The 21,293-nt window shown below is 65.7% G+C and carries 18 protein-coding genes; 9 read left to right on the top strand and 9 right to left on the bottom strand.

The annotated features are described in order from the left end of the window. Nucleotides 1–150: 150 nt before the first annotated feature. Complete coding sequence (gene xylF / locus ABLE86_RS17690) at nucleotides 151–1,194, bottom strand: D-xylose ABC transporter substrate-binding protein (protein ID WP_348780291.1); 1,044 nt, start codon at nucleotides 1,192–1,194, stop codon at nucleotides 151–153. Nucleotides 1,195–1,384: 190 nt separating this feature from the next. Here xylF and ABLE86_RS17685 point away from each other — a divergent pair, with 190 nt between their 5' ends. Next, nucleotides 1,385–2,620, top strand: coding sequence for an ROK family protein (locus ABLE86_RS17685; RefSeq protein WP_348780290.1), 1,236 nt, complete (start codon nucleotides 1,385–1,387; stop codon nucleotides 2,618–2,620). 18 nt (nucleotides 2,621–2,638) lie between these two features. Here the strand turns inward: ABLE86_RS17685 and phoB are convergent, their stop codons facing one another. From phoB to ABLE86_RS17650, 7 genes are all read right to left on the bottom strand, one after another. Beyond that, nucleotides 2,639–3,328, bottom strand: a complete 690-nt coding sequence (phoB, locus tag ABLE86_RS17680; RefSeq protein ID WP_348780289.1) for a phosphate regulon transcriptional regulator PhoB — start codon at nucleotides 3,326–3,328, stop codon at nucleotides 2,639–2,641. A 19-nt stretch (nucleotides 3,329–3,347) separates the two neighbouring features. Continuing rightward, the gene (gene phoU / locus ABLE86_RS17675) at nucleotides 3,348–4,061 is read right to left on the bottom strand and encodes a phosphate signaling complex protein PhoU (protein WP_348780437.1); all 714 of its coding nucleotides are present in this window, start codon (nucleotides 4,059–4,061) and stop codon (nucleotides 3,348–3,350) included. A gap of 47 nt (nucleotides 4,062–4,108) precedes the next feature. Further along, entirely contained in the window at nucleotides 4,109–4,933 is an 825-nt protein-coding gene (gene pstB / locus ABLE86_RS17670; protein ID WP_348780288.1) for a phosphate ABC transporter ATP-binding protein PstB, read from the bottom strand. A 17-nt stretch (nucleotides 4,934–4,950) separates the two neighbouring features. Beyond that, nucleotides 4,951–6,270, bottom strand: a complete 1,320-nt coding sequence (gene pstA, locus ABLE86_RS17665; protein WP_348780287.1) for a phosphate ABC transporter permease PstA — start codon at nucleotides 6,268–6,270, stop codon at nucleotides 4,951–4,953. Beyond that, nucleotides 6,267–7,733 carry a phosphate ABC transporter permease subunit PstC gene (pstC, locus tag ABLE86_RS17660; RefSeq protein ID WP_348780286.1) on the bottom strand — a complete coding sequence of 489 codons (1,467 nt, stop codon included), beginning with the start codon at nucleotides 7,731–7,733 and terminating at the stop codon, nucleotides 6,267–6,269. Before pstC ends, pstA begins: the two co-directional genes overlap by 4 nt. A gap of 71 nt (nucleotides 7,734–7,804) precedes the next feature. Continuing rightward, on the bottom strand, nucleotides 7,805–8,842 hold the full coding sequence (locus ABLE86_RS17655) for a substrate-binding domain-containing protein (protein ID WP_348780285.1): 1,038 nt from the start codon (nucleotides 8,840–8,842) through the stop codon (nucleotides 7,805–7,807). A gap of 199 nt (nucleotides 8,843–9,041) precedes the next feature. Beyond that, nucleotides 9,042–12,311: a response regulator gene (locus tag ABLE86_RS17650; protein WP_348780284.1), complete on the bottom strand. Its 3,270-nt coding sequence runs from the start codon at nucleotides 12,309–12,311 to the stop codon at nucleotides 9,042–9,044. 198 nt (nucleotides 12,312–12,509) lie between these two features. On the opposite strand from ABLE86_RS17650, the gene ABLE86_RS17645 reads away from it, so the two are divergent. Then, nucleotides 12,510–12,770: a hypothetical protein gene (locus tag ABLE86_RS17645; RefSeq protein ID WP_348780283.1), complete on the top strand. Its 261-nt coding sequence runs from the start codon at nucleotides 12,510–12,512 to the stop codon at nucleotides 12,768–12,770. 5 nt (nucleotides 12,771–12,775) lie between these two features. Here ABLE86_RS17645 and ABLE86_RS17640 read toward each other — a convergent pair whose 3' ends face one another. Beyond that, nucleotides 12,776–13,696, bottom strand: a complete 921-nt coding sequence (locus ABLE86_RS17640; RefSeq protein WP_348780282.1) for a LysR family transcriptional regulator — start codon at nucleotides 13,694–13,696, stop codon at nucleotides 12,776–12,778. A 91-nt stretch (nucleotides 13,697–13,787) separates the two neighbouring features. Here ABLE86_RS17640 and ABLE86_RS17635 point away from each other — a divergent pair, with 91 nt between their 5' ends. The 7 genes from ABLE86_RS17635 (at nucleotide 13,788) to ABLE86_RS17605 (ending at nucleotide 21,133) form a co-directional block, all read left to right on the top strand. After that, nucleotides 13,788–14,600, top strand: a complete 813-nt coding sequence (locus tag ABLE86_RS17635; protein ID WP_348780281.1) for a phytanoyl-CoA dioxygenase family protein — start codon at nucleotides 13,788–13,790, stop codon at nucleotides 14,598–14,600. Between the two features lie 213 nt (nucleotides 14,601–14,813). Further along, the gene (locus ABLE86_RS17630) at nucleotides 14,814–15,875 is read left to right on the top strand and encodes a dipeptidase (RefSeq protein WP_348780280.1); all 1,062 of its coding nucleotides are present in this window, start codon (nucleotides 14,814–14,816) and stop codon (nucleotides 15,873–15,875) included. 40 nt (nucleotides 15,876–15,915) lie between these two features. After that, a complete protein-coding gene (locus ABLE86_RS17625; RefSeq protein WP_348780436.1) occupies nucleotides 15,916–17,559 on the top strand; it encodes an ABC transporter substrate-binding protein in 1,644 nt (547 codons plus the stop codon). A 19-nt stretch (nucleotides 17,560–17,578) separates the two neighbouring features. Further along, entirely contained in the window at nucleotides 17,579–18,643 is a 1,065-nt protein-coding gene (locus ABLE86_RS17620) for an ABC transporter permease (protein WP_348780279.1), read from the top strand. Further along, nucleotides 18,640–19,557, top strand: a complete 918-nt coding sequence (gene nikC / locus ABLE86_RS17615; RefSeq protein WP_348780278.1) for a nickel transporter permease — start codon at nucleotides 18,640–18,642, stop codon at nucleotides 19,555–19,557. The genes ABLE86_RS17620 and nikC overlap by 4 nt, the downstream gene beginning before the upstream one ends. After that, the gene (locus tag ABLE86_RS17610; protein ID WP_348780277.1) at nucleotides 19,554–20,387 is read left to right on the top strand and encodes an ABC transporter ATP-binding protein; all 834 of its coding nucleotides are present in this window, start codon (nucleotides 19,554–19,556) and stop codon (nucleotides 20,385–20,387) included. Before nikC ends, ABLE86_RS17610 begins: the two co-directional genes overlap by 4 nt. After that, a complete protein-coding gene (locus tag ABLE86_RS17605; RefSeq protein ID WP_348780276.1) occupies nucleotides 20,384–21,133 on the top strand; it encodes an ABC transporter ATP-binding protein in 750 nt (249 codons plus the stop codon). The genes ABLE86_RS17610 and ABLE86_RS17605 overlap by 4 nt, the downstream gene beginning before the upstream one ends. Nucleotides 21,134–21,293 lie beyond the last annotated feature (160 nt).

Genomic DNA, 21,293 nt, shown 5'->3' with positions numbered 1-21,293 from the left:
GCACTTTGTGCGAACTGAACACCGCGTGCCCGGCGGCATGCGGCGGCGAATGAAACGCCGCGGTTTCTCCTCAAACCGCGGCGTCCAACGAGCCGGACAGCGGCAGGCGGCCGCGTCTTGCCCGCCCCGTGCGGAACCGAACGAGCCGGCCTAGTCGCAGGCCGCGACCGAACCCGCCTTCACGCCCTGGCAGACCACGTCCTTGGAAACCCAGCCGGCGTCGATGACGACGTTGAGGTTGTCCCTGGTGATCGGCATCGGCTTGAGGAAGACCGAGGTCATCTCGACCTTGCTGGGGCCGTCCGACCACTTGGTCGCGTTCGGGATCTCATCCATCTTCTTGCCGTCGGCGAGCTGTGCGGCGATCTCGGCCGCGGCCTTGCCAAGCTCGCGCGAGTCCTTCCACACCGACACGGTCTGCGTGCCGAGCGCGATGCGGTTGAGCGCGGCATGATCGCCGTCCTGGCCCGAAACCGGCACCGAGCCGGCCAGGCCCTGTGCCTCGAGCGCGGCCACCGCGCCGCCGGCGGTGCCATCGTTGGAGGCCACCACCGCGTCGACCTTGTTGTCGTTGGCGGTCAGGAACTGCTCCATGTTCTTCTGGGCGTTGGCCGGCAGCCAGCCGTCGGTATAGGCCTCGCCGACATTCTTGATCTTTCCGGCGCCGATGGCCTCCTTCAGCACTTCCATCTGCCCGGCGAACAGGAAGTCGGCGTTCGGGTCGGCGCCGTTGCCCTTGATGAAGACGTAGTTGCCTTCAGGCTTCACGGCATAGACGGCCTTGGCCTGCAGGCGGCCTACTTCCTTGTTGTCGAAGGTCAGGTAGAAGGCATCCTTGTTCTCGATCAGGCGGTCGTAGCCCACCACCGGAATGCCCTCGGCCACGGCCTTCTCGACCGCCGGCCCGATGGCGCTGGCGTCCTGCGCCAGGATGATCAACGCGTTGGCGCCCTGCGAGATCAGGCTTTCCACGTCGGTCAGCTGCTTGGCCGCCGAGGACTGGGCGTCGGCGGAAATGTATTTGTCGCCCGAAGCTTCGAGCGCGGCCTTGATCGCCGCTTCGTCGGTCTTCCAGCGCTCCTCCTGGAAGTTCGACCAGGAAACGCCGATGATCTTGTCCTTCGCCTGCGCCACGCCTGCCAGCGACACCGACAGCGCGACACCCGCCAGCAAGGCGGTTGCAAACATCTTCATGATTTCCTCCCTGCGCCCCCTCCAGGGCGCGATGACGATGGCCTGGGGCCCTTGTCGAGGCTATTATTTCGAACCTCGAAAAAATAGTGTCGTAACCCTGAAGTTCTGTCAACATCCCGCCGAAGGTTGACGCGGCGCACGCGAACTGGAATCTGCGCAGCGCAACAAGGCTCCGGGAGGAAATGCCGAAATGCCGGTGGCGATCCGTCACGACGATCTGCGCAAGCGCAACCGCGCCATGGTCATCGCGGCCGTGCGGCGCGCGGGCCAGCCGTCCCGCACCGAGATCGCGGGGACCACGGGCCTCAGCCATTCCACCATCTCGGCCATTTCCGCCGACCTCATCGCCGAAGGCATCCTCGCCGAAAAGGCGGCTGAAGCCGCAAGCTCGAAGCGCGGCCGCCCGCAGGTAGCGCTCGGCCTCGCCCCGGAAGCTGCCGAAGTCATCACCGTGGTGCTGTCGCTCAATTTCCTGTCGGTCGCCGTGGTCGACTACGCCGGGCAGGTGGTCGCATCGGAAGAGCGCCGGCTGGAGACGCTGGCCACCGGGCGCGAAGCGCTGCTCGGCGACTGCGTCGCCATGGTGCGCCGGCAGGTCGAGGCCCGCCGGGCCGTAGGCCATCGCGTGCTGCGCATCGGCATGGCCGTGCAGGGCATCACCGATGCCGGCTCGCGCATGATGCTGTGGTCGCCGATCACGCCGCACGCGCATCTCGAATTCGCCGACCGGATCGAAGCCGCCACCGGCATCCCCGCCACCGTGGAGAACGACTGCAACATGATCGCGGTGGCGCTGCGCTGGCGAAAGCCCGAGCGCTACCGCAACGACTTCATCGCCATCCTGCTCTCGCACGGCATCGGCATGGGCATGGTGCTGAAGGGGGAGCTGTTCACCGGCACGCAATCGTCGGGCTGCGAGTTCGGCCACATGATCCACCGGCCCGACGGGGCGCTGTGCCGCTGCGGCCGGCGCGGCTGCGTGGAAGCCTATGCCGGCAACTACGCCATCTGGCGCAATGCGCGGGGCCAAAGCGAGGACCAGGCGCCGCTGGCAGACATTTCGGACGAAGAGATACGCGCCATGGCCGACAGGGCGCGGGCGGCCGACGGCCCGGAGCGCGAGGCCTTCCGCATCGCCGGCGAAGCCATCGGCTTCGGCCTCGGCAGCCTGTTTGCGCTGATCGACCCCGCACCCGTCGCGCTGGTCGGCATCGGCGCGACCGCCTTCGACCTCATCGAGCCGGCGCTGCGCTCAGCTATCGACAAGACCGCGGGCGGCCAGCACAACAAGGCGATCTCCTTCGACACCTTGCCGAACGAACGGCCGCTGATCCGCGAAGGCTGCACAATGACCGCCCTCACCTTCCTTGACCGCGAAATCTTCGCGCCGGGCCCTGCGCCGCTAAGCGCCGCGGGCGCGGCTTGAGCGGCGGCCGGGCCGGGCTCAGTCCTCGCGGATGGCGTAGCCCGAGCCTCGGATGGTGCGGATCACATCCGGCAGGTTGCCGGGATTGATCGCCTTGCGCAGGCGGCCCACATGCACGTCCACCGTGCGCTCGTCGATATAGATCGTCTCGCCCCAGACATTGTCGAGCAGCTGCCCGCGCGAGAAGACGCGGCCGGGGTGGCGCATCATGAATTCCAGCAGGCGGAATTCGGTGGGCCCGAGCTTGATCTCGCTCTTGCCGCGATAGACGCGGTGCGCCTCGCGGTCGAGCATGATGTCGCCCACCTTCAGCACGCTGGACAGAACCTCGGGCTTGGCGCGGCGCAGCAGCGCCTTCACCCGCGCCATGAATTCCGGCGTCGAGAACGGCTTGACCAGATAGTCGTCGGCGCCGGTGGAAAGGCCGCGCACGCGGTCGCTCTCCTCGCCGCGCGCCGTCAGCATGATGATGGGCAGGCGCTCGGTCTCGGGGCGCATCCTCAGGCGGCGGCACAGTTCGATGCCGGAGACCGCCGGCAGCATCCAGTCCAGCACCAGAAGGTCGGGCACATTCTCCTGCAGGCGGATTTCCGCCTCGTCGCCACGTGGCACGACCTCGACCTGATAGCCTTCCGATTCCAGATTGTAGCGGAGCAGGACGCCCAGCGGCTCCTCGTCCTCCACTACCATGATTTTCGGGGCGATCATCACTTTTCCGGTCTCCCGCTCAGGTCGTCGATTCCGGCGCCGAAAGCGAGGTCTCGTCGAACTTCGGCCGGTTGGGCGGCAACTGCTGGCCAGTCATCACATAGTAGGCGTTCTCGGCGATGTTGGTGACATGGTCGCCGATGCGCTCGAGGTTCTTGGCGCAGAACAGAAGATGCGTGCAGGCGGTGATGTTGCGCGGATCCTCCATCATGTAGGTCAGCAGCTCGCGGAACACGGAGGTGTACTTCACGTCGATGTTCTCGTCCGCCGCGCGCAGCGCCTTCAGGCCTTCGGGCTGGCGGGTCACATATCTGTCGACCACGCCGTTGATCTGCTCCAGCACCATGTCCGACATCGTCTCGATGGAGTGGGCGAGGCTGCGCGGCGTGGCGCTCTCACCCACGGCGCCGACGCGCTTGGCGATGTTCTTGGCAAGGTCGCCGATCCGCTCCAGGTCGCCGGCCATGCGGATCGCGCCCACCACGGCGCGCAGGTCCTGCGCCATGGGCTGCCGCTTGGCGATCAGCGTGATGGCGCGGTCGTCCAGCTCGCGCTGGCGCGCGTCCATCACCGCGTCGTCGGAAATCACCCGCTGGGCAAGCGCATTGTCGGAATTGACCAGCGCCCGGATGGCGCCACAGACCATGGCGCCGGCCAGATCGCCCATGTCGCGCAGCAGCCGGTCGATGTGCCCCAGTTCCTCGTCAAAGGACGTGACGGTGTGTTTGCCCATGATCATGTCTTTGCAATCCTTTGTCCGGCGTGCGGATCAACCGCGAGTCAGCCAAACCGGCCGGTAATGTAGTCCTGCGTGCGCTTGTCGTCGGGGTTGGTGAACATCTTGTCGGTGTCGCCCTCCTCGACCAGCTGGCCCAGATGGAACATGGCCGTGCGCTGCGAAACGCGCGCCGCCTGCTGCATGGAGTGGGTGACGATGACGATGGTGTAGTTCTGGCGCAGCTCGTCGATCAGCTCTTCCACGCGTGCGGTGGCGATCGGATCGAGCGCCGAGCATGGCTCGTCCATCAGGATCACCTCTGGCGAAACGGCGATGGCGCGGGCGATGCACAGGCGCTGCTGCTGGCCGCCGGAAAGCCCGGTGCCCGGCTCGTTCAGGCGGTCCTTCACCTCGTTGAACAGGCCGGCCTTCTTCAGGCTGGTCTCGACGATGGCATCCAGGTCGGCCTTCTTGCGGGCGAGGCCGTGGATGCGCGGGCCATAGGCCACGTTCTCGTAGATCGACTTCGGAAACGGGTTCGGCTTCTGGAACACCATGCCCACGCGGGCGCGCAGCTCCACCACGTCGATGCTCTTGTCGTAGATGTCCTGTTCGTCCAGCGTGATCTGGCCGGTCACGCGGGCGCCGTCGATGGTGTCGTTCATGCGGTTCAGGCAGCGCAGGAAGGTCGACTTGCCGCAGCCCGAAGGGCCGATCAGCGCCGTCACCTGGTTTTCGCGCACGTCGAGGTCGACGTCGAACAACGCCTGCTTGTCGCCATAGAACACGCACACCTTGCGGCCGCGCATCTTGATGATTTCCTTGGGCGTACCGTTCATCTTGTCGTTCACCGCGTTCTCGAGTGCCACTTCCGTCATGATGTTCATACTAAAGCATCCTTCGCCTACCAGCGCCGCTCGAAACGCCGTCGCAGCACGATGGCCGTGATGTTCATCGCCATCAGGAACACGAGCAGGATGATGATGGCGCCCGACATGCGCTCCACGAAGGCGCGCTCGGCCTCGTTGGCCCACATATAGATCTGCACCGGCAGCGCCGTGGCAGGCTCCAGCGGCGTGGCCGGATAGTCGGCCACGAAAGCGACCATGCCGATCAGCAGCAGCGGCGCCGTCTCGCCCAGCGCGCGCGCCAGGCCTATGATGGTGCCGGTGAGGATACCGGGGGTTGCCAGCGGCAATATGTGCTGGAACACCATCTGCATCTTGGAGGCGCCCAGCCCAAGGGCGGCCGAGCGGATCGAGGGCGGCACGGCGGCAAGGGCGGCGCGGGTCGCGATGATGATGGTGGGCAGCGTCATCAGCGTCAGCACCAGTCCGCCGACCAACGCCGCCGAGCGCGGCAGGCCGAGGAAGTTGATGAACACCGACAGGCCCAGCAGGCCGAACACGATCGACGGCACCGCGGCCAGGTTGTTGATGTTGACCTCGATCAGGTCGGTCAGCCGGCTCTTCTTGGCGAATTCCTCGAGATAGATCGAGGCGGCCACGCCGATGGGCAGCGCCAGCAAGAGCACGATCACCATCATGTAGAAAGAGCCGATGATCGCCACGCCCATGCCCGAGGTTTCCGGCCGGCTGGAGGCGCCGAAGGTGAACAGGCCCTTGTTGAAATGCTCGGCCAGCGAACCGTCGGCGGCAAGCTGCTTCATCCATGCCACCTGTTGGTCGGAAACCTTGCGCCGGCTTTCGTCCACCGAAAGGTCGATCTGGCCCTTGAAGGCGGAATCGATGTTGGCGGCAACAAGGATGTCGACATTGCGCGTCGTGCCGATCACCGACGGGTCGTCCATCACCACCGAGCGCAGCTGCGCCCGCACGCCGTCCGAAAGGAAGCCCTTGAGCTTGCGAATGGCAGCCTTGTCGTGCGGGTCGATGCCGAGCTTGGCCACAAGCGCGCTTTCGGCCAGCTTGGGATAGTTGGCCGTGATGAGCACGTTCGGGTCGGTCGCGCGCTTGCCTTCGGGGTCGATGACCTTCTCGTTGAAGGTTATCGGCAGGGTCACCGTCGTCTGCCAGAAGGCGGTGTAGCCCTTGGAGACCACGGAGGTCAGCATTACCGCCAGGAACACCAGGCCGATGGAAATCGCCAGCAGGCCATAGAAGCGGAAACGACGCTCGGCGGCGTAGCGGCGCTTCAGGCCGATGTCGCGGCGCGGGCGCGCAACGGTGCCGCCGGCAATGCCGTTCAAGGGAATGTCGGTCATTCGTACTGTTCCCGGTACTTGCGCACGATGTAGAGCGCGAAGATGTTCATCACCAGCGTCAGGGCAAACAGCGTGATGCCGAGCGCAAAGGCCACCAGCGTCTGCGGCGAGTTGAACTCGAGGTCGCCGGTGAGCTGGTTGACGATCTTCACGGTGATGGTGGTCATCGCCTCGAACGGGTTGAGCGTCAGATTGGCGGCCACGCCGGCGGCCAGCACCACGATCATGGTCTCGCCGATGGCGCGCGAGGCGGTGAGCAGGATGGCGCCGACGATGCCCGGAAGTGCTGCCGGCAAAATAACCCGCTTGATGGTTTCCGAGCGCGTCGCGCCAAGCCCAAGCGAGCCGTCGCGCAGGGCGCGGGGAACTGCGGTGATGATGTCGTCGGAGAGCGAGGAAACGACCGGGATGAGCATCACGCCCATCACCAGGCCGGCGGTGAGGATGCTCTGCGCCTGGATGAAGCTGGTGCCGCCGGCAAGTGCCGCACTCAGGTCGCGCAGGAAGGGCCCGAGCGTCACCAGCGCGAAGATACCGTAGACGATGGTCGGGATGCCCGCCAGCAGCTCCAGCGCCGGCTTGACCGTGGCGCGCAGCCTGGGCGAGGCGTATTCGGCCATGTAGACGGCCGACATCAGCCCGACCGGCACGGCCACCAGCATGGCCACGAAGGCGATGTAGAGCGTGCCGGCCAGGAGCGGGATCAGGCCGAACTGGCCTTCCGCACCTCCCGAGCCCGCGGCTGCGAAGCGCGGGTCCCACACGGTGCCGAAGAAGAAATTGGAAAGCGGCACGCGCTCGAAGAAGTGGATGGTCTGGAACAGCATCGACAGAACGATGCCGATGGTGGTCAGGATCGCGATGGTGGAAGCGGCCAGCAGGCCCCACAGCACCACCGTCTCGACATTGTTGCGCGCCCGCGCGCGCAGGCGGATCTGCGAGAGGCCGAAGGCCGCACCGGCCACCGAGAGCGCAAGGATGGCCACCGCGCCGACCGTGCGCAGCATGTCCTGGGTGCGATTGGCGTCCAACGCAATCGGGATCATGTAGTCTTGGGTATCGGGCGCCAGCGCCACGCCACGCGCGGCCAGCAGCGGCTGCAATTCGGCAAAGCTGGCCGGCGGATTGGTCGACATCGGCGCATCGAGCCGGCGCAGGCCGTTGGCGAGGCTCTTGGTCAGGCCGGCGGCAAGCGTGCGGCTGGCAATGGTGCTCTCGGCCGTCTGCTCGGGCAGTTGCCCCTTGATGCGGGCTTCGACGTAGAGGTTGGAGCCGACGCCCCAGACGACGATCAGAAGCAGCGCCGGAAGCGTGGCAAGCAGGGCTGCCCACCAGCCGTGGTAGTGTGCGCGGGAGTGCGGCTTGGCCGTGCCGTCGTCCTGCGCAATGGCGCGCTGGCGCCCGACAAGGAAGGCGGCGGCGCCGACGACCAGCACGAGCGCAAAGACGAACATCAACGACATGGGCTACTCCGGGCGGACAGGCTGCCCCGGGGCGCGGTAGTCTGGCGCGCCCCGGGGCATCGGTGTTCTATTTACATGGTCTTGCCGGCATCGAAAGCCTCGCGCTGTTCCTTGCGCTCGGCTTCAGGGGCGGCGACCAGGCCGTAGTCGGCCAGCGGGCTGTCGGGGCCGACCATCTGGTCGTCGAGGAAGAAGTCGACATATTCCTTCAGGCCGGGCACGACGCCGAGATGCGCCTTCTTGACATAGAAGTACAGCGGACGCGACACCGGATATTCGCCCTTGGCGATGGTCTCGGTCGACGGCGTCACGCCGTCCACGGTGGCGACCTTCAGCTTGTCGGCGTTGTTTTCGTAGAAGGAGAGGCCGAACACGCCCACGCCGGTCTTGTTGGAGGCGATGCGCGCCAGCGTCTCGGTGTAGTCGCCGTCGATGTCCACGGCCTTGCCGTCCTTGCGCACGGCCACGCAGGTCTTGCCGGCAGCCTTGTCGTCCTGGCCGGCGGCCTTGATGGCGTCGAGAGCGCCGGTGGCCTTGCAGCCGATCGACAGCAGCTTCTCTTCGAACACTTCGCGGGTGCCGTGCTTCTCGCCCGGAATGTAGGCGGCGATGTCCCAGTCGGGCAGGTTCGGGTTGACCTGGTTCCACTTGGTGTTCGGGTTGTCGACCAGCTTGCCGTCAACGACGATCTGGGCGGCCAGGGCCGTGTAGACGTCGGAAGGCGTCAGCGCCCAGTCCGGACCGTTGATGTCGGTGGCAAACACGATGCCGTCATAGCCGATCTTGACTTCCTGGATTTCCTTGACGCCGGCGTCGGCGCAGGACTTCACTTCGTCTTCCTTGATCTTGCGCGAGGAGTTGGCGATGTCGATGGTGTTCTCGCCCACGCCCTTGCAGAATTCCTTGATGCCGGCGCCCGAACCGCCCGACTCGACCACGGGGGTCTTGAAGTTGGTGAAGGTCTCGCCGAAGTTCTCGGCCACGATCTTGGCATAGGGCAGAACGGTGGACGAGCCGGCAATCTGGATCTGGTCGCGGGCGGCGGCAGTGCCGGCCGACGCGGCAATCGCGAGCGCGGCGGCGGAAGCCGTAAGGAAGTATCTGGTCATGAACCCTGACTCCTGTCGGAATTGACTTGCAACGCTTTTTTCGCGTCGCCAGTGGCCTTACCGACAGTTTGTAACAGTCACATGACAGTTTCGTGTCAGCCCGATTAAGTTGAAAAGCCGTCCCACGGCCGCCTTCGCCGGCGGCTTTTCGGCTATCCCGCATCTCCTGAAAACCGCGCGTTGCCCGGTGCGTGGAGCGTCATCCCGCCGATCCGGCTGCACAGCGTTCGGCGGCGTCATCGCCGCCCCAGCGCTCCACCTTCGCCAGCAACGCCTTGGGGCTGATCGGCTTGGCGAGATAATCGTCCATGCCCGCTTCCAGGCAGCGCTCGCGGTCGCCCTTAAGGGCGTGGGCGGTCACGCCTATGATCGGCACCCGGGTTCCGGACGCCGCCTCCAGCTCGCGGATCGCCGCCGTCGCCTCCAGCCCGTTCATCTCCGGCATCGAAACGTCCATCAGGATCATGCGCGGGTTCATTTCCTGGAAGGCGGCCACCGCCTTGCGGCCATTGCCCACGATCTCGAAGGTAAGCTCGGTCTCGTCCAGTATCTGGGTGAAGACGAGCTGGTTCACCTCATTGTCCTCGGCGACGAGGATATCGACGCGGTGGTCGGCCGCCCCTGCCCCGCGGCTGCGCTGGCGCAGGCCGCCGGAAAGCTTTGCCGGCTCGGTCGTGACCACCGGCCCCGCCGCAGCCGGCCCCGGAAGGCCGGCCGCTCCGCCGGCGCGCCGGCGCTGGATGGAGGTCACCAGCGCTTCCAGCAAGGTGGAGGAACGCGACGGCTTGACCAGCTGCGCGTCGATGGCAAGGTCGCGGTAGCTGGCGTTGGCGAGCGACTGGTCGACCGAGGTCAGCATCACGATGGGCGTGCGGGCAAGCTCCGGCGTCTGGCGAACGATGCGCGCCATGTCGGCGCCGGTCATGCCCGGCATCTGGTAGTCGAGCACGATGCAGTCCACCTGCACCCCCATCGCCGCGGCGGCGTGCAGCACCTTCAGCCCCTCCGCCCCGCTTTCGGCCGCGCAGGCGTCGAAGCTCCACGACGTCATCTGCTCCATCAGGATCGCGCGGTTCACCGCGTTGTCGTCGACGATCAGTATGCGCGCGCCGGTCACGTCCACCGGCGTCGTGCTGCGCCTTTCGGGCGCGCCGGCGTTTGGCAGCGCCAGCGTGAACCAGAAGGTCGAGCCCTTGCCCTCGATGCTTTCCACGCCGATCTCGCCGCCCATCAGCCCTACCAGCCGCGAGGTGATGGCCAGTCCCAGGCCGGTGCCCTCGTGCCGCCGCGTCGAAGAGGCGTCAACCTGGCTGAACTTTTCGAAGACGAGCTTCAGCTTGTCGGCCGGAATGCCGATGCCGGTGTCGGTCACGGCGATGTGCAGATGGGTGGCGCCATCCGCCGTCTCGCCGGTCACGTCGATCAGCACATGGCCGGCATCGGTGAATTTCACCGCATTGCCGAGGAGATTGGTGATGATCTGGCGGATACGGCCGACATCGCCCACGAACATGTCGCCCAGGCCGGGCGCCACGCGCACGATCAGCTCGAGGTCCTTTTCCTTGGCACGCGTCGACACCAGCGTGGCCACGTCCTCGATCGCCTCGGTCAGGTTGAACGGCGCCGGGTCCAGCACCAGCTGGCCGGCATCGATCTTGGAGAAATCGAGGATGTCGTTAATGATGGTCAGCAACGCATTGCCCGACTTCACGATGATGTCGGTGAAGGTGCGCTGCTTGGGGTCGAGCTCCGACTTCGACAACAGCTCGGCCATGCCGAGAACGCCGTTCATCGGCGTGCGGATCTCGTGGCTCATATTGGCCAGGAATTCGGACTTGGCGCGGTCGGCCAGCACGGCGCGGGTCTGCGCCTCCTGCAGCTCGTTCTCGCGCTCCTTCAGCTCGGAAATGTCGGTGCTGGAGCCGATCAGGTGCACCGACCCGTCGCGGGAAACCAGCCGGCTCTTCCTGGCGATGAGATGGCGCATGCTGCCGTCGGGATGGGTCAGCGTCTCCTCGGTCTCGCTCAGCCTGCCGCTGCGCAGCACCTCGAAATCGCGCTCGGCGAAACCGTCGCCCTCGGCGCCGAAGAAGTCGCGGTCGGTGCGGCCGATGGCTTCTTCCTTGGAGATGCCGCCGAAAGTGCACCACATCTTGTTGACGAATTCGAAGGCGAGATCGGCATTCTTGACATAGGCCGACACCGGCAGCTCGTCGAGAACGTGGCGGTAGAGCTCGATCTGGGCCATGCTGTCGCGCAGCGCCTTTTCGCGCGTCTTCAGCTCGGTGATGTCGACGCGCACGCCGATATAGGTGCCGTCCTCCATGCGCATGTCGAAGGCCTTCGCCCAGCGACCGCTGGGGTCGACGCGCTCGTAGACCAGCTGCCTTGCATAGTAGCGCTGCAGATAACCGTCGATCCACGCCTCGCGGTCGGTGTCGTAGAGCCTGTCCAGCCTCTCGTCGCCGCTTTCGCGGAAATAGCCGACATCATGCGCCACCTCGATCGCCTCGCGCAGCGTGCGCCCGGGAACCCACACTTCGGCCATCGCCGGCAGCGACGATTTCAGCTTCTCGTTCGCCAGCACGAAGCGGTCGTTGCGGTCGTAGATGATGACGCCGGCCGGCAGCGATTCCAGCAAGTTGGCCAGCCGCAGCCGCGCCTCCTCGGCCTCGTCCTCGCGCGTCTTGATCTCGGTCACGTCGACAAGGAAGCCGGCTACGTAGTTCTTGCAGCCCTCCAGGGTCACGCGGGTCTTGCGCACGATGCGCGTGCCCTGCCTGCTGTCGTGCTCGAAGTTCTGCTCCACCTCGAAGGGCTGGCCTGTCGTCAGCACGTGCCGCTCGGTCTCCTCGAAGCGCATTCCGCTGCGCCCGCCGACGAACTCGCGATAGGTGCGGCCCAGCATCTCGCGAGGCCGGCGGCCGTGCAGCGAGGCATAGGCCTCGTTGACGAACACGTAGCGCAGCTCGGAATCCTTGACGAAGATCGGGTCCTTGATGGCGTCGATCACCGCTTCGGCCAGCCGCGTCTTTTCCAGCATCTGGCCAAGCTGCTGCTCGCGGCGCTTCATTTCGCTGATATCGTAGTAGGAAACCAGCCGACGGCCGCCGGAAAGCGCGGTCACCGAATAGATCATGGTGCAGCCGTCGGCGCGCACGAATTCGCGCGGGGCCACGTCGCCGGCGCGGATTTCGGCCAGCCGGTGGGCGACATAGCCGTCCCAGTTTTCCTCGGCAACTTCGTAGACGCCGGCGTAGCGGCTGATCTCCAGCAGCGCCTGGAACGGCGAACCGGCGCCGACATCCTGCGGCGACAGGTTCCAGATCTGATAGAACTCGTTGTTGACGATCTCGACGATCAGGTCGGCGTCGAGAAGCACGACGCCCATCTTCATGGCATCGAGCACTCGCTTCAGATCGGATGGCGTTCCGGGTCCGTCCGACCCATCGGCGATTGCCATGTCCATGGTGCGTCCCCCCACCGCGCAACATCTTGGCCGGCTCGCCTTGCGACGGCCCTTTTGCACGCATCGTGTCAGACAACGCTTAACGATTGACTAACCTTAACGTCGGGGTTTCGCACCGGCCCGCCGTTGCCGTTCGCGTCAACCGGCCTAGCTTTCCAAGGGCGGGCAGCCCGCCCGCGCATATGGGGAGACTTGCCGATGCGCGACACCAGGCCCATCGCGACCGCGCCGAAGAACGGCAGCAAGGTCCGCGTGTTCTGGACCGATGCCGACGGCCAGGAGAACGAGTCCATCGCCCAGTACCGCTCGGCCGAGATGCTGAAGGCGCTGGGCGGCGATTGCGATGCGACCGATATCGGCTGGTGGGCCTTCGTCGATTCCACGACCCAGAAGAAGATCGAGCCGCATTCCTGGGAGCCGCCGAACAGCGACGACGAGGAAGAAGAAGAGGATGAATAGCCGCCTCAATCCCGCGCGGGCGAAAAAACCTCGTGCTGCGAAAACCACTCCTTCGCCACCTCGATGAAGGCGCTTGCCGCCTTCGACAGGCGATGGCGCGCGTCATAGGCAAGGATGATGCGCTGCAACGGCACCGCCTCGCTCAGCGGCTTGCAGGCCAGGCGCTGACCGTCATAGCTGCGGTCGCCGGCGGGCCGCGTGTAGGAAACCGCCACGCCGAAACCGTTGGCCACCAGGCTGCGCTGCAGCTCGAAGGAGCGCGTCTTCGCCGCCACCGAAGGCGAATGCCCGTGGGCACGAAACAGGTCCAGCATGTGCTGCCAGCTATAGGGCTGGTCGGTCACGATCAGCGGCTCGCCGGCGAGATCGGCAAGGCTCACCGCCTCACGCTTCGCCAGCTTGTGGCTTGCGGCCAGCAATGCGTGCGGCGCAAGTTGGCTCAGCAGCACGCGGGCGGCGTTCGGCGGCAGGCCGAGATCATAGGTCAGCGCAATGTCCACCGCGGCGTCGCCAAGCCGCTTCTCCAGCGTCTCGAAACGCTCCTCGCTGACCGTGATGCGCACTGCCGGATGCAGCTCGGCCATGCGCCGGATCAGTGCCGGCGCGAAATGCGGCGCAAGGTCCTGGAAACAGCCCAGCACCAGTTCGCCGCCCACCGACGCCCGGCCGCGCGCCAGCGCGTCGAGGTCGTCCATATCGTCCAGCACGATCTTCGCCTTGGCGATGAAGGCCTGGCCGAAAGGCGTCAGCGCGATACCCGCGCCGCGCTGGCGCACGAACAGCTTCTGTCCCGTCCGCTCCTCGATCTGGCTGATCGCCACCGAGATCGACGGCTGCGAGACGTTGAGCTCGCGCGCGGCTGCGCTGATGCTTTCATGGCGTGCCGCCGCCACCGCATAGCGAAGCTGGCTCAGCGAATGACTCATTAAGGACGCCTATATTTGATATGAAGACATATTATTTTATCCAAATATGAAAGCGCGCGATAGTCGCTCCGGTCCCAACGCGGAGAGAGCCATGAAGCCCGCCCCCTATGCCCTGAACCCCGAGATCATTTCCGACTACCAGCGCGACGGCGCCGTCTGCATCCGCGGCGCCTTCAAGGGCTGGGTCGACACAATTGCCGCCGGCATCGAGCGGAACCTGCGCGAAAAGAGCGCCACGGCAGTCGACATTGCCGGCGGCAAGGGCAGCTTCTTCGACGACTACTGCAACTGGGAGCGCATCCCCGAATTCGTGCAGTTGGTGCGCGAATCGCCCGCCGCTTCCATCGCCGCTGCCGTCATGCAGTCGCAGACCGCGCAGTTCTTCCACGACCACGTGCTGGTCAAGGAGCCGGGCACCCAGAAGCCCACCCCCTGGCACCAGGACATTCCCTACTACTTCGTCGACGGCCAGCAGACGGTCAGCTTCTGGATCCCGATCGACCCGGTGAAGGAGGCCACGCTGCGTCTCGTCGCCGGCTCGCACAAATGGGACAAGATGGTGCTGCCGGTGCGCTGGCTGGACGACGGCAATTTCTACGCCGGCGAGGGCGACTACCTGCCGGTGCCGGACCCGGACAACGACCCGGAGATGAAGGTGCTGGAATGGGAGATGGAGCCGGGCGACGCGGTGCTCTTCGACTTCCGTACCGTACACGGCGCGCGCGGCAATCTTGCCCCCAGCCGCCGCCGCGTGCTGTCGCTGCGCTGGGTGGGCGACGATGCCCATTATGTCGAGCGTCCGGGCCGCACCTCGCCGCCCTATCACGGCCACGACATGCAGCAGGGCCAGAAGCTGCGCGAGGACTGGTTCCCCGTTGTCTGGGACGCAAGCGCCGCTGCCTGAAACTGACCTTGCGGCATCCATCCAGCGGAGTGTTTTTGGTCGAGCCAACCCACAGCGGCTGGCTCGATTCCTCTTGATATTGGCCCGGTCATCTGCATTCATCGGCGCCCAAGGGACCGCCTCCCCGTTCGTCGCGACAATGCCGGCGCCGATGCGCCTCGACGCATCGCCGCCATACGAGCCTGCCCGGCGGTCTCCAAACCGGGGTTTTTGATGCACGCTGTATTCGACGGCCACAATGATGTCCTGCTGCGCCTCTGGCAGCACGAGAAGAAGGGCGGCGATGCCGTCGCCGAGTTCACCGAGGGCACCCACAAGGGCCACATCGACCGGCCCCGCGCGCGGGCCGGCGGCCTGGCCGGCGGTCTCTGCGCCATCTACGTTCCCTCGGGCGATCTCGTCCTGAAGGCGCCCGCCGCCGACGGCAGCTATGTCACGCCGCTTTCGGAGCCGCTCGAGCGCGCGCCCTCGCTCGACATCGCCATGGAGATGGCCGCGATCGCCCTTCGGCTGGAGCGTGCCGGAAGCTGGCGCCTGTGCCGTACGATGGCCGACATCGACAACGCCATGGCCGACGAGCAATTCGCCGCCGTGCTGCACATGGAAGGCTGCGAGGCAATCGACGCCGATCTTTCGGCGCTTGAGGTGTTTTATGCCGCCGGCCTGCGTTCGCTCGGCCCCGTATGGAGCCGCAACAACATTTTTGGCCACGGCGTTCCCTTCGCCTATCCCATGAGCCCAGACACCGGCCCGGGCCTGACCGACGCCGGCCGCGAGCTGGTCAAGGAGTGCAACCGCCTCGGCATCCTCATCGACCTGTCCCACATCACCGAAAAGGGTTTTTGGGACGTCGCAAAGCTTTCCGACCAGCCGCTGGTGGCCAGCCACTCCAACCCGCATGCGCTGGTGCCGGTGGCCCGCAACCTCACCGACAAGCAGCTCGACGCCATCCGCGAGAGCAAAGGCCTGGTGGGCCTGAACTTCGCCGTCACCATGCTGCGCGCCGACGGCCGCGAGAATGCGGACACGCCGCTTTCGGAGATGGTTCGCCACATCGACTATCTCGTCGACAAGCTCGGCATCGATGGCGTGGCCATCGGCTCCGACTTCGACGGCGCGCTGATCCCGCAGGAAATCGGCACCGCCGCCGGGCTCCAGAAGCTGATTGTCGCGCTGCAGGAGGCCGGTTATGGTGGCGCCGAACTGGCGAAACTATGTCGCGAGAACTGGTTCCGTGTCCTGCGCTCGGCCTGGCACGAAACCGACAGCGACTGACAATAAAGACATCGTCACAACAGGGGAACAATTCGACATGATGATCGGAAAAATGAACGCACGCTTCCGTCCGCTTCTGGCGGGCGCTGCAGCCCTCTCCATGCTGGCCTTCGCCGGCGCTCCGGCCTTCGCCGCAACGCCCGCCGACACGCTGGTCCTGGCCTGGGCCATTGACGACACCATCACGCTTGACCCGGCCGAGTCCTTTGAGCTCAGCCCCGCCGAATTCCTCGGCAACGCCTATGACATGCTGGTGCGCCTCGACACCGACGACACCACCAAGGTCAGGGGCGGCATCGCCGAAAGCTGGACCGTTTCCGACGACGGCCTCACCTACACCTTCAAGCTGAAGCCCGGCATCAAGTTCGCTTCCGGCAATCCGGTTACCGCCGAGGACGTCGCCTGGTCGTTCGAGCGCGCCGTCAAGCTCGACAAGAGCCCGGCCTTCATCCTCACCCAGTTCGGCCTCACCGGCGACAACGTTACCGAGAAGGCCAAGGCCGTCGACGAAAACACCTTCGTGTTCACAGTCGACAAGTCCTACGCGCCGAGCTTCGTGCTCAACTGCCTCACCGCCACCGTCGGCGCCGTGCTCGACAAGAAGCTGGTGATGGAGCACGCCGAGGCCACCACGCCGAGCGACGACTACAAATACGAGACCGACTTCGGCTACGCCTGGATGAAGACCAACTATGCCGGCTCGGGCCCCTTCAAGATCCGCGACTGGCGCGCCAACGAAATCCTGGTGATGGAGCGCAATGACAACTACTACGGCGAAAAGCCCGCGCTCGCCCGCGTCATCTATCGCCACGTCAAGGAAAGCGCCACCCAGCGCCTGATGCTCGAGGCCGGCGACATCGACGTGGCCCGCAATCTCGAGCCGGGCGACTACGAGGCGGTGATGAAGAACGCCGACCTCGCCACCACCTCGGCGCCGAAGGGCACGGTCTACTACATCAGCCTCAACCAGAAGAACCCGAACCTAGCCAAGCCGGAAGTCCGCGAGGCCTTCAAATATCTCGTCGACTACGACGCGATCGGCGCGACCCTGATCAAGGGCATTGGCGAGATTCGCCAGACCTACCAGCCCAAGGGCGTTCTCGGTGCACTCGACTCCGATCCGTTCAAGCTCGACGTCGCCAAGGCCAAGGAACTCCTGGAAAAGGCCGGCCTGAAGGACGGCTTCTCGGTCACCTTCGACGTGCGCAACGGCCAGCCGGTCACCGGCATCGCCGAGTCGTTCCAGCAGACTGCCGCCCAGGCGGGCGTGAAGATCGAGATCCTGCCCGGCGACGGCAAGCAGACGCTGACCAAGTATCGTGCCCGCAACCACGACATGTATATCGGCCAGTGGGGCATGGACTACTGGGATCCGAACTCGAACGCGGAAACCTTCACCTCCAACCCGAACAACGCCGACGACGGCACGGTCAAGACGCTGGCCTGGCGCAATGCCTGGGATGTGCCGGAGCTGACCGAGCAGACCAAGGCCGCCCTTCTGGAACGCGACAACGACAAGCGCGCCGAAATGTACCAGAAGCTGCAGCAGGAAGCGCTCGACACCAGCCCCTTCGTGATGCTGTTCCAGCAGACCGAGGTCGCCGGCGTGCGCGGCAACGTCAAGAACTACAAGCTCGGGCCGAACTTCGACTCGAACTTCCTAGCGCCCGTGACCAAGGATTGATCCGGAAAGGATCGCTCCGTTGAGTACGGAAACGCTTTTGCCGGCAGGGCGCGCCAAAAGGCGCGCCTATGCCACCGCCGCCTCGATCGCCAGTTTTCTGGTCATTGTGGCCACGACCTATCTCGGCCTTCTGGCCGTCACCTTCTTCATCGGCCGCGTCGTTCCCATCGATCCGGTTCTGGCCATCGTCGGCGACCGCGCTCCCGCCCATGTGGTCGAGCGCACGCGCATTGAGATGGGCCTGAACCTGCCCTACTACCAGCAGTTCTTCCTCTATGTGAAGGGCGTGCTGTTGGGCGATTTCGGCACATCGGTGCTGACCACCAACCCGGTCATGACCGACATCCGCCGCGTCTTCCCGGCCACGATGGAGCTCGCCACCGTCGGCACCATCATCGGCGCCGCGTTCGGCATTCCGCTTGGCGTGCTGGCCGCCGTCCGGCGCGGCAGCTTCGCCGACCAGGTCGTGCGCATCATCGGCCTCATCGGCTATTCGGTGCCGATCTTCTGGCTCGGCCTGCTGGCGCTGCTGGTGTTCTACGCGCGGCTCGGCTGGACCGCCGGCCCCGGCCGCATCGACGTGGTGTTCGAATACACCTTCACCCCGATCACCGGCTTCTATCTGCTCGACGCGATCCTCAATCGCGACTGGGCGGCCTTCCGCGACATCTTCGCCCACATCATCCTGCCGGCCTCGCTGCTGGGCTATTTCTCGCTGGCCTATATCAGCCGCATGACGCGCTCCTTCATGCTGAACGAGCTGCAGCAGGAATACATCGTCGCCGCCCGCGCCAAGGGCCTGTCGGAAACGCGCATCATCTGGGGCCACGCGCTGCGCAACGCCGCCGTGCCTTTGGTCACCGTGATTGCGCTTTCCTATGCCGGGCTGCTCGAAGGCTCGGTGCTGACCGAGACCGTCTTCGCCTGGCCGGGCCTTGGCCTCTACATCACCAATTCGCTGCAGAACGCCGACATGAATGCCGTGCTGGGCGGCACCATCGTCATCGGCTCGGTCTTCATCGCCATCAACCTTCTTTCCGACGTGCTCTACCGCATGCTCGACCCGAGGACGCGCGCCAGATGAGCGAACTTGCCCTCTCCCGCCGCGAATGGCTGCTCACCGACAGGCCGCAATCGCGCATGCAGGCCCGGCTCGGCCGCGCCTATGTCACCTGGCGCCGTTTCACGGCCAACAAGCTTGCCGTCATCGGCATGCTCATCATCCTGGCGCTGATCTTCGTCGCCATCTTCGCGCCGTTGCTTGCGCCCTATTCGCCCTATGTCGGCGATCTCGCCAAGTCGCGCCTGCTGCCGCCAGATACCGAGCACTGGCTGGGCACCGACGACCAGGGCCGCGACATCCTCTCGCGGCTCATCTACGGCTCGCGGCTCACGCTCCAGGTCGTCGTGCTGGTCGCGGTCATCGCCGCCCCTATCGGCCTGCTGGTCGGCACCGTGGCCGGCTATGCCGGCGGCTGGGTCGACGCGGTGCTGATGCGCATCACCGACATCTTCCTCGCCTTCCCCAAGCTGGTGCTGGCGCTGGCCTTCGTCGCAGCACTCGGGCCCGGCATCGGCAACGCCATCATTGCGATTGCCATCACCTCCTGGCCACCCTATGCCCGCATCGCGCGCGCCGAGACGCTGACGGTGCGCAATTCCGACTACATCGCCGCCGTGCGGCTGATGGGCGCCTCGCCCTGGCGCATCGTGCTGCGCCACATCATGCCGCTGTGCATCTCCTCGCTCGTCGTGCGCGTCACGCTCGACATGGCGGGCATCATCCTCACCGCCGCCGGCCTCGGTTTCCTTGGCCTCGGCGCGCAGCCGCCGCTGCCCGAATGGGGCGCGATGATCGCGTCGGGCCGCCGCTTCATCCTCGACCAGTGGTGGGTGGCCGCCATGCCCGGCGTCGCCATCCTCATCGTCAGCCTCGGCTTCAACCTGCTGGGCGACGGGCTGCGCGACGCGCTTGATCCACGGGGCAACAGCCAATGAGCGCGCTTCTCCAGGTAGAAGACCTGCGCGTCGCCTTCCCCACCCGCACCGGCCTGGTGCAGGCGGTGCGCGGCGTTTCCTTCTCGCTCGGCAAGGAACGGCTGGGCATCGTCGGCGAATCCGGCTCCGGCAAGTCGCAGACCGGCCGCGCCATCATGGGCCTGACGGCGGAACATGCCGAGATCACGGCCAGGAGGCTCGATTTCAACGGCATCGATCTCCTGAAGGCATCGGCCGCCCAGCGGCGCGCGCTGCGCGGCAAGCGCATCGCCATGATCCTGCAGGACCCGAAATATTCGCTCAACCCGGTCATGACCATCGGCCGCCAGATCGTCGAGGCGCTGCGCGCGCATGAACCGGTCGGCAGATCCGAAGCGCGCCGCCGCGCGCTCGACATGCTGGCCGCCGTGCAGATCCGCGATCCCGAGCGCGTCTTCGACCTCTACCCGCACGAAGTGTCGGGCGGCATGGGGCAGCGCGCCATGATCGCCATGATGCTGGTGGCCGGCCCCGAACTGCTGATCGCCGACGAGCCAACCTCGGCACTGGACGTCACCGTGCAGCTCGAAGTGCTGGGCATCCTCGACCGGCTGGTGGCCGAGCGCGGCATGGGCCTGATCTTCATCTCGCACGACCTGCGCCTGGTCTCATCCTTCTGCGACCGCGTCATCGTCATGTATGCCGGCCGCATCGTGGAGGAACTGCCCGCCTCGAAGCTCTCGGAAGCCGAGCACCCCTATACGCGCGGCCTGCTCAACTGCATGCCCAAGATCGGCGCCGACCGGCACCCGCTGCCGGTGCTCGACCGCAAACCGGAATGGGCGCTATGACCCCCGCACTCGCAATCGACAGCCTCCGCGTCGTCTTTGACGACTTCGTCGCGCTCAAGGATGTCAGCCTTTCGGTCGCCCCGGGCGAATCCTTCGGGCTGGTTGGCGAATCCGGTTCCGGCAAGTCCACCCTGCTGCGCGCGGTGGCCGGCCTCGCACCCGTCACCGGCGGCACCATCGACGTGAGCGGCAGGCCGCTGGGCAAGACCCGCGACAAGGCCTTCTACCGCCAGGTGCAGATGGTTTTCCAGGACCCCTACGGATCGCTGCACCCGCGCCAGACGGTCGACCGTCTGCTGCTCGAACCGCTGGCCATCCACGGCTTCGACAACACCGAAAGGCGCATCCTGCGCGCGCTGGACGAGGTGGGCCTCAGCTCCGCCTTCCGTTTCCGCTACTCGCACCAGCTTTCCGGCGGCCAGCGCCAGCGCGTCGCGATCGCCCGGGCGCTCATCCTCGAACCCTCCATCCTGTTGCTCGACGAGCCGACCTCGGCGCTCGATGCATCGGTTCAGGCCGAAGTGCTCAACCTGCTCGAACAGGTGCGCGCGGACCGAAACCTCACCTTCGTCATGGTCAGCCACGACCTCGCCGTCGTTACCCACATGTGCGACAGGCTGATGGTGATGCAGCACGGCCAGGAGGTGGAGCTGCTGTCCTCCGCCGACCTCGCCGCGCGCAAGGTGGCGCAGGAATACACGCGCAACCTGCTCGTCACCAGCGAAGGGTTCCGGCGCAGCGCGTGATCTCCTGATTTCGGCCGTCGCACAAATTGAGATACCCCCACCCCTGTCCCCTCCCCACAAGGGGGAGGGAGACGATTTCATCATCCTGCCCGCCACAAACGGCGAAGCTTGATGCCGGGTTGTCATGCAACAAAGTTCCCCTCCCCCTTGTGGGGAGGGG

Source organism: Mesorhizobium sp. KR2-14, from assembly GCF_040049255.1.
Classification (GTDB): Bacteria; Pseudomonadota; Alphaproteobacteria; order Rhizobiales; family Rhizobiaceae; genus Pseudaminobacter.
Note: the sequence above shows the minus strand (reverse complement) of the source record. Positions and strands in the feature narration are given on the sequence as shown.

Coding starts and splice junctions, on each gene's coding strand:
- ABLE86_RS17640 (WP_348780282.1), bottom strand. CDS start 13,696: ATGAGTCATTCGCTGAGCCAGCTTCGCTATGCGGTGGCGGCGGCACGC.
- pstB (WP_348780288.1), bottom strand. CDS start 4,933: ATGAACATCATGACGGAAGTGGCACTCGAGAACGCGGTGAACGACAAG.
- ABLE86_RS17635 (WP_348780281.1), top strand. CDS start 13,788: ATGAAGCCCGCCCCCTATGCCCTGAACCCCGAGATCATTTCCGACTAC.
- nikC (WP_348780278.1), top strand. CDS start 18,640: ATGAGCGAACTTGCCCTCTCCCGCCGCGAATGGCTGCTCACCGACAGG.
- phoB (WP_348780289.1), bottom strand. CDS start 3,328: ATGATCGCCCCGAAAATCATGGTAGTGGAGGACGAGGAGCCGCTGGGC.
- ABLE86_RS17655 (WP_348780285.1), bottom strand. CDS start 8,842: ATGACCAGATACTTCCTTACGGCTTCCGCCGCCGCGCTCGCGATTGCC.
- ABLE86_RS17605 (WP_348780276.1), top strand. CDS start 20,384: ATGACCCCCGCACTCGCAATCGACAGCCTCCGCGTCGTCTTTGACGAC.
- pstC (WP_348780286.1), bottom strand. CDS start 7,733: ATGTCGTTGATGTTCGTCTTTGCGCTCGTGCTGGTCGTCGGCGCCGCC.
- xylF (WP_348780291.1), bottom strand. CDS start 1,194: ATGAAGATGTTTGCAACCGCCTTGCTGGCGGGTGTCGCGCTGTCGGTG.
- phoU (WP_348780437.1), bottom strand. CDS start 4,061: ATGGGCAAACACACCGTCACGTCCTTTGACGAGGAACTGGGGCACATC.
- ABLE86_RS17610 (WP_348780277.1), top strand. CDS start 19,554: ATGAGCGCGCTTCTCCAGGTAGAAGACCTGCGCGTCGCCTTCCCCACC.
- ABLE86_RS17645 (WP_348780283.1), top strand. CDS start 12,510: ATGCGCGACACCAGGCCCATCGCGACCGCGCCGAAGAACGGCAGCAAG.
- ABLE86_RS17630 (WP_348780280.1), top strand. CDS start 14,814: ATGCACGCTGTATTCGACGGCCACAATGATGTCCTGCTGCGCCTCTGG.
- ABLE86_RS17625 (WP_348780436.1), top strand. CDS start 15,916: ATGATCGGAAAAATGAACGCACGCTTCCGTCCGCTTCTGGCGGGCGCT.
- ABLE86_RS17650 (WP_348780284.1), bottom strand. CDS start 12,311: ATGGACATGGCAATCGCCGATGGGTCGGACGGACCCGGAACGCCATCC.
- pstA (WP_348780287.1), bottom strand. CDS start 6,270: ATGACCGACATTCCCTTGAACGGCATTGCCGGCGGCACCGTTGCGCGC.
- ABLE86_RS17685 (WP_348780290.1), top strand. CDS start 1,385: ATGCCGGTGGCGATCCGTCACGACGATCTGCGCAAGCGCAACCGCGCC.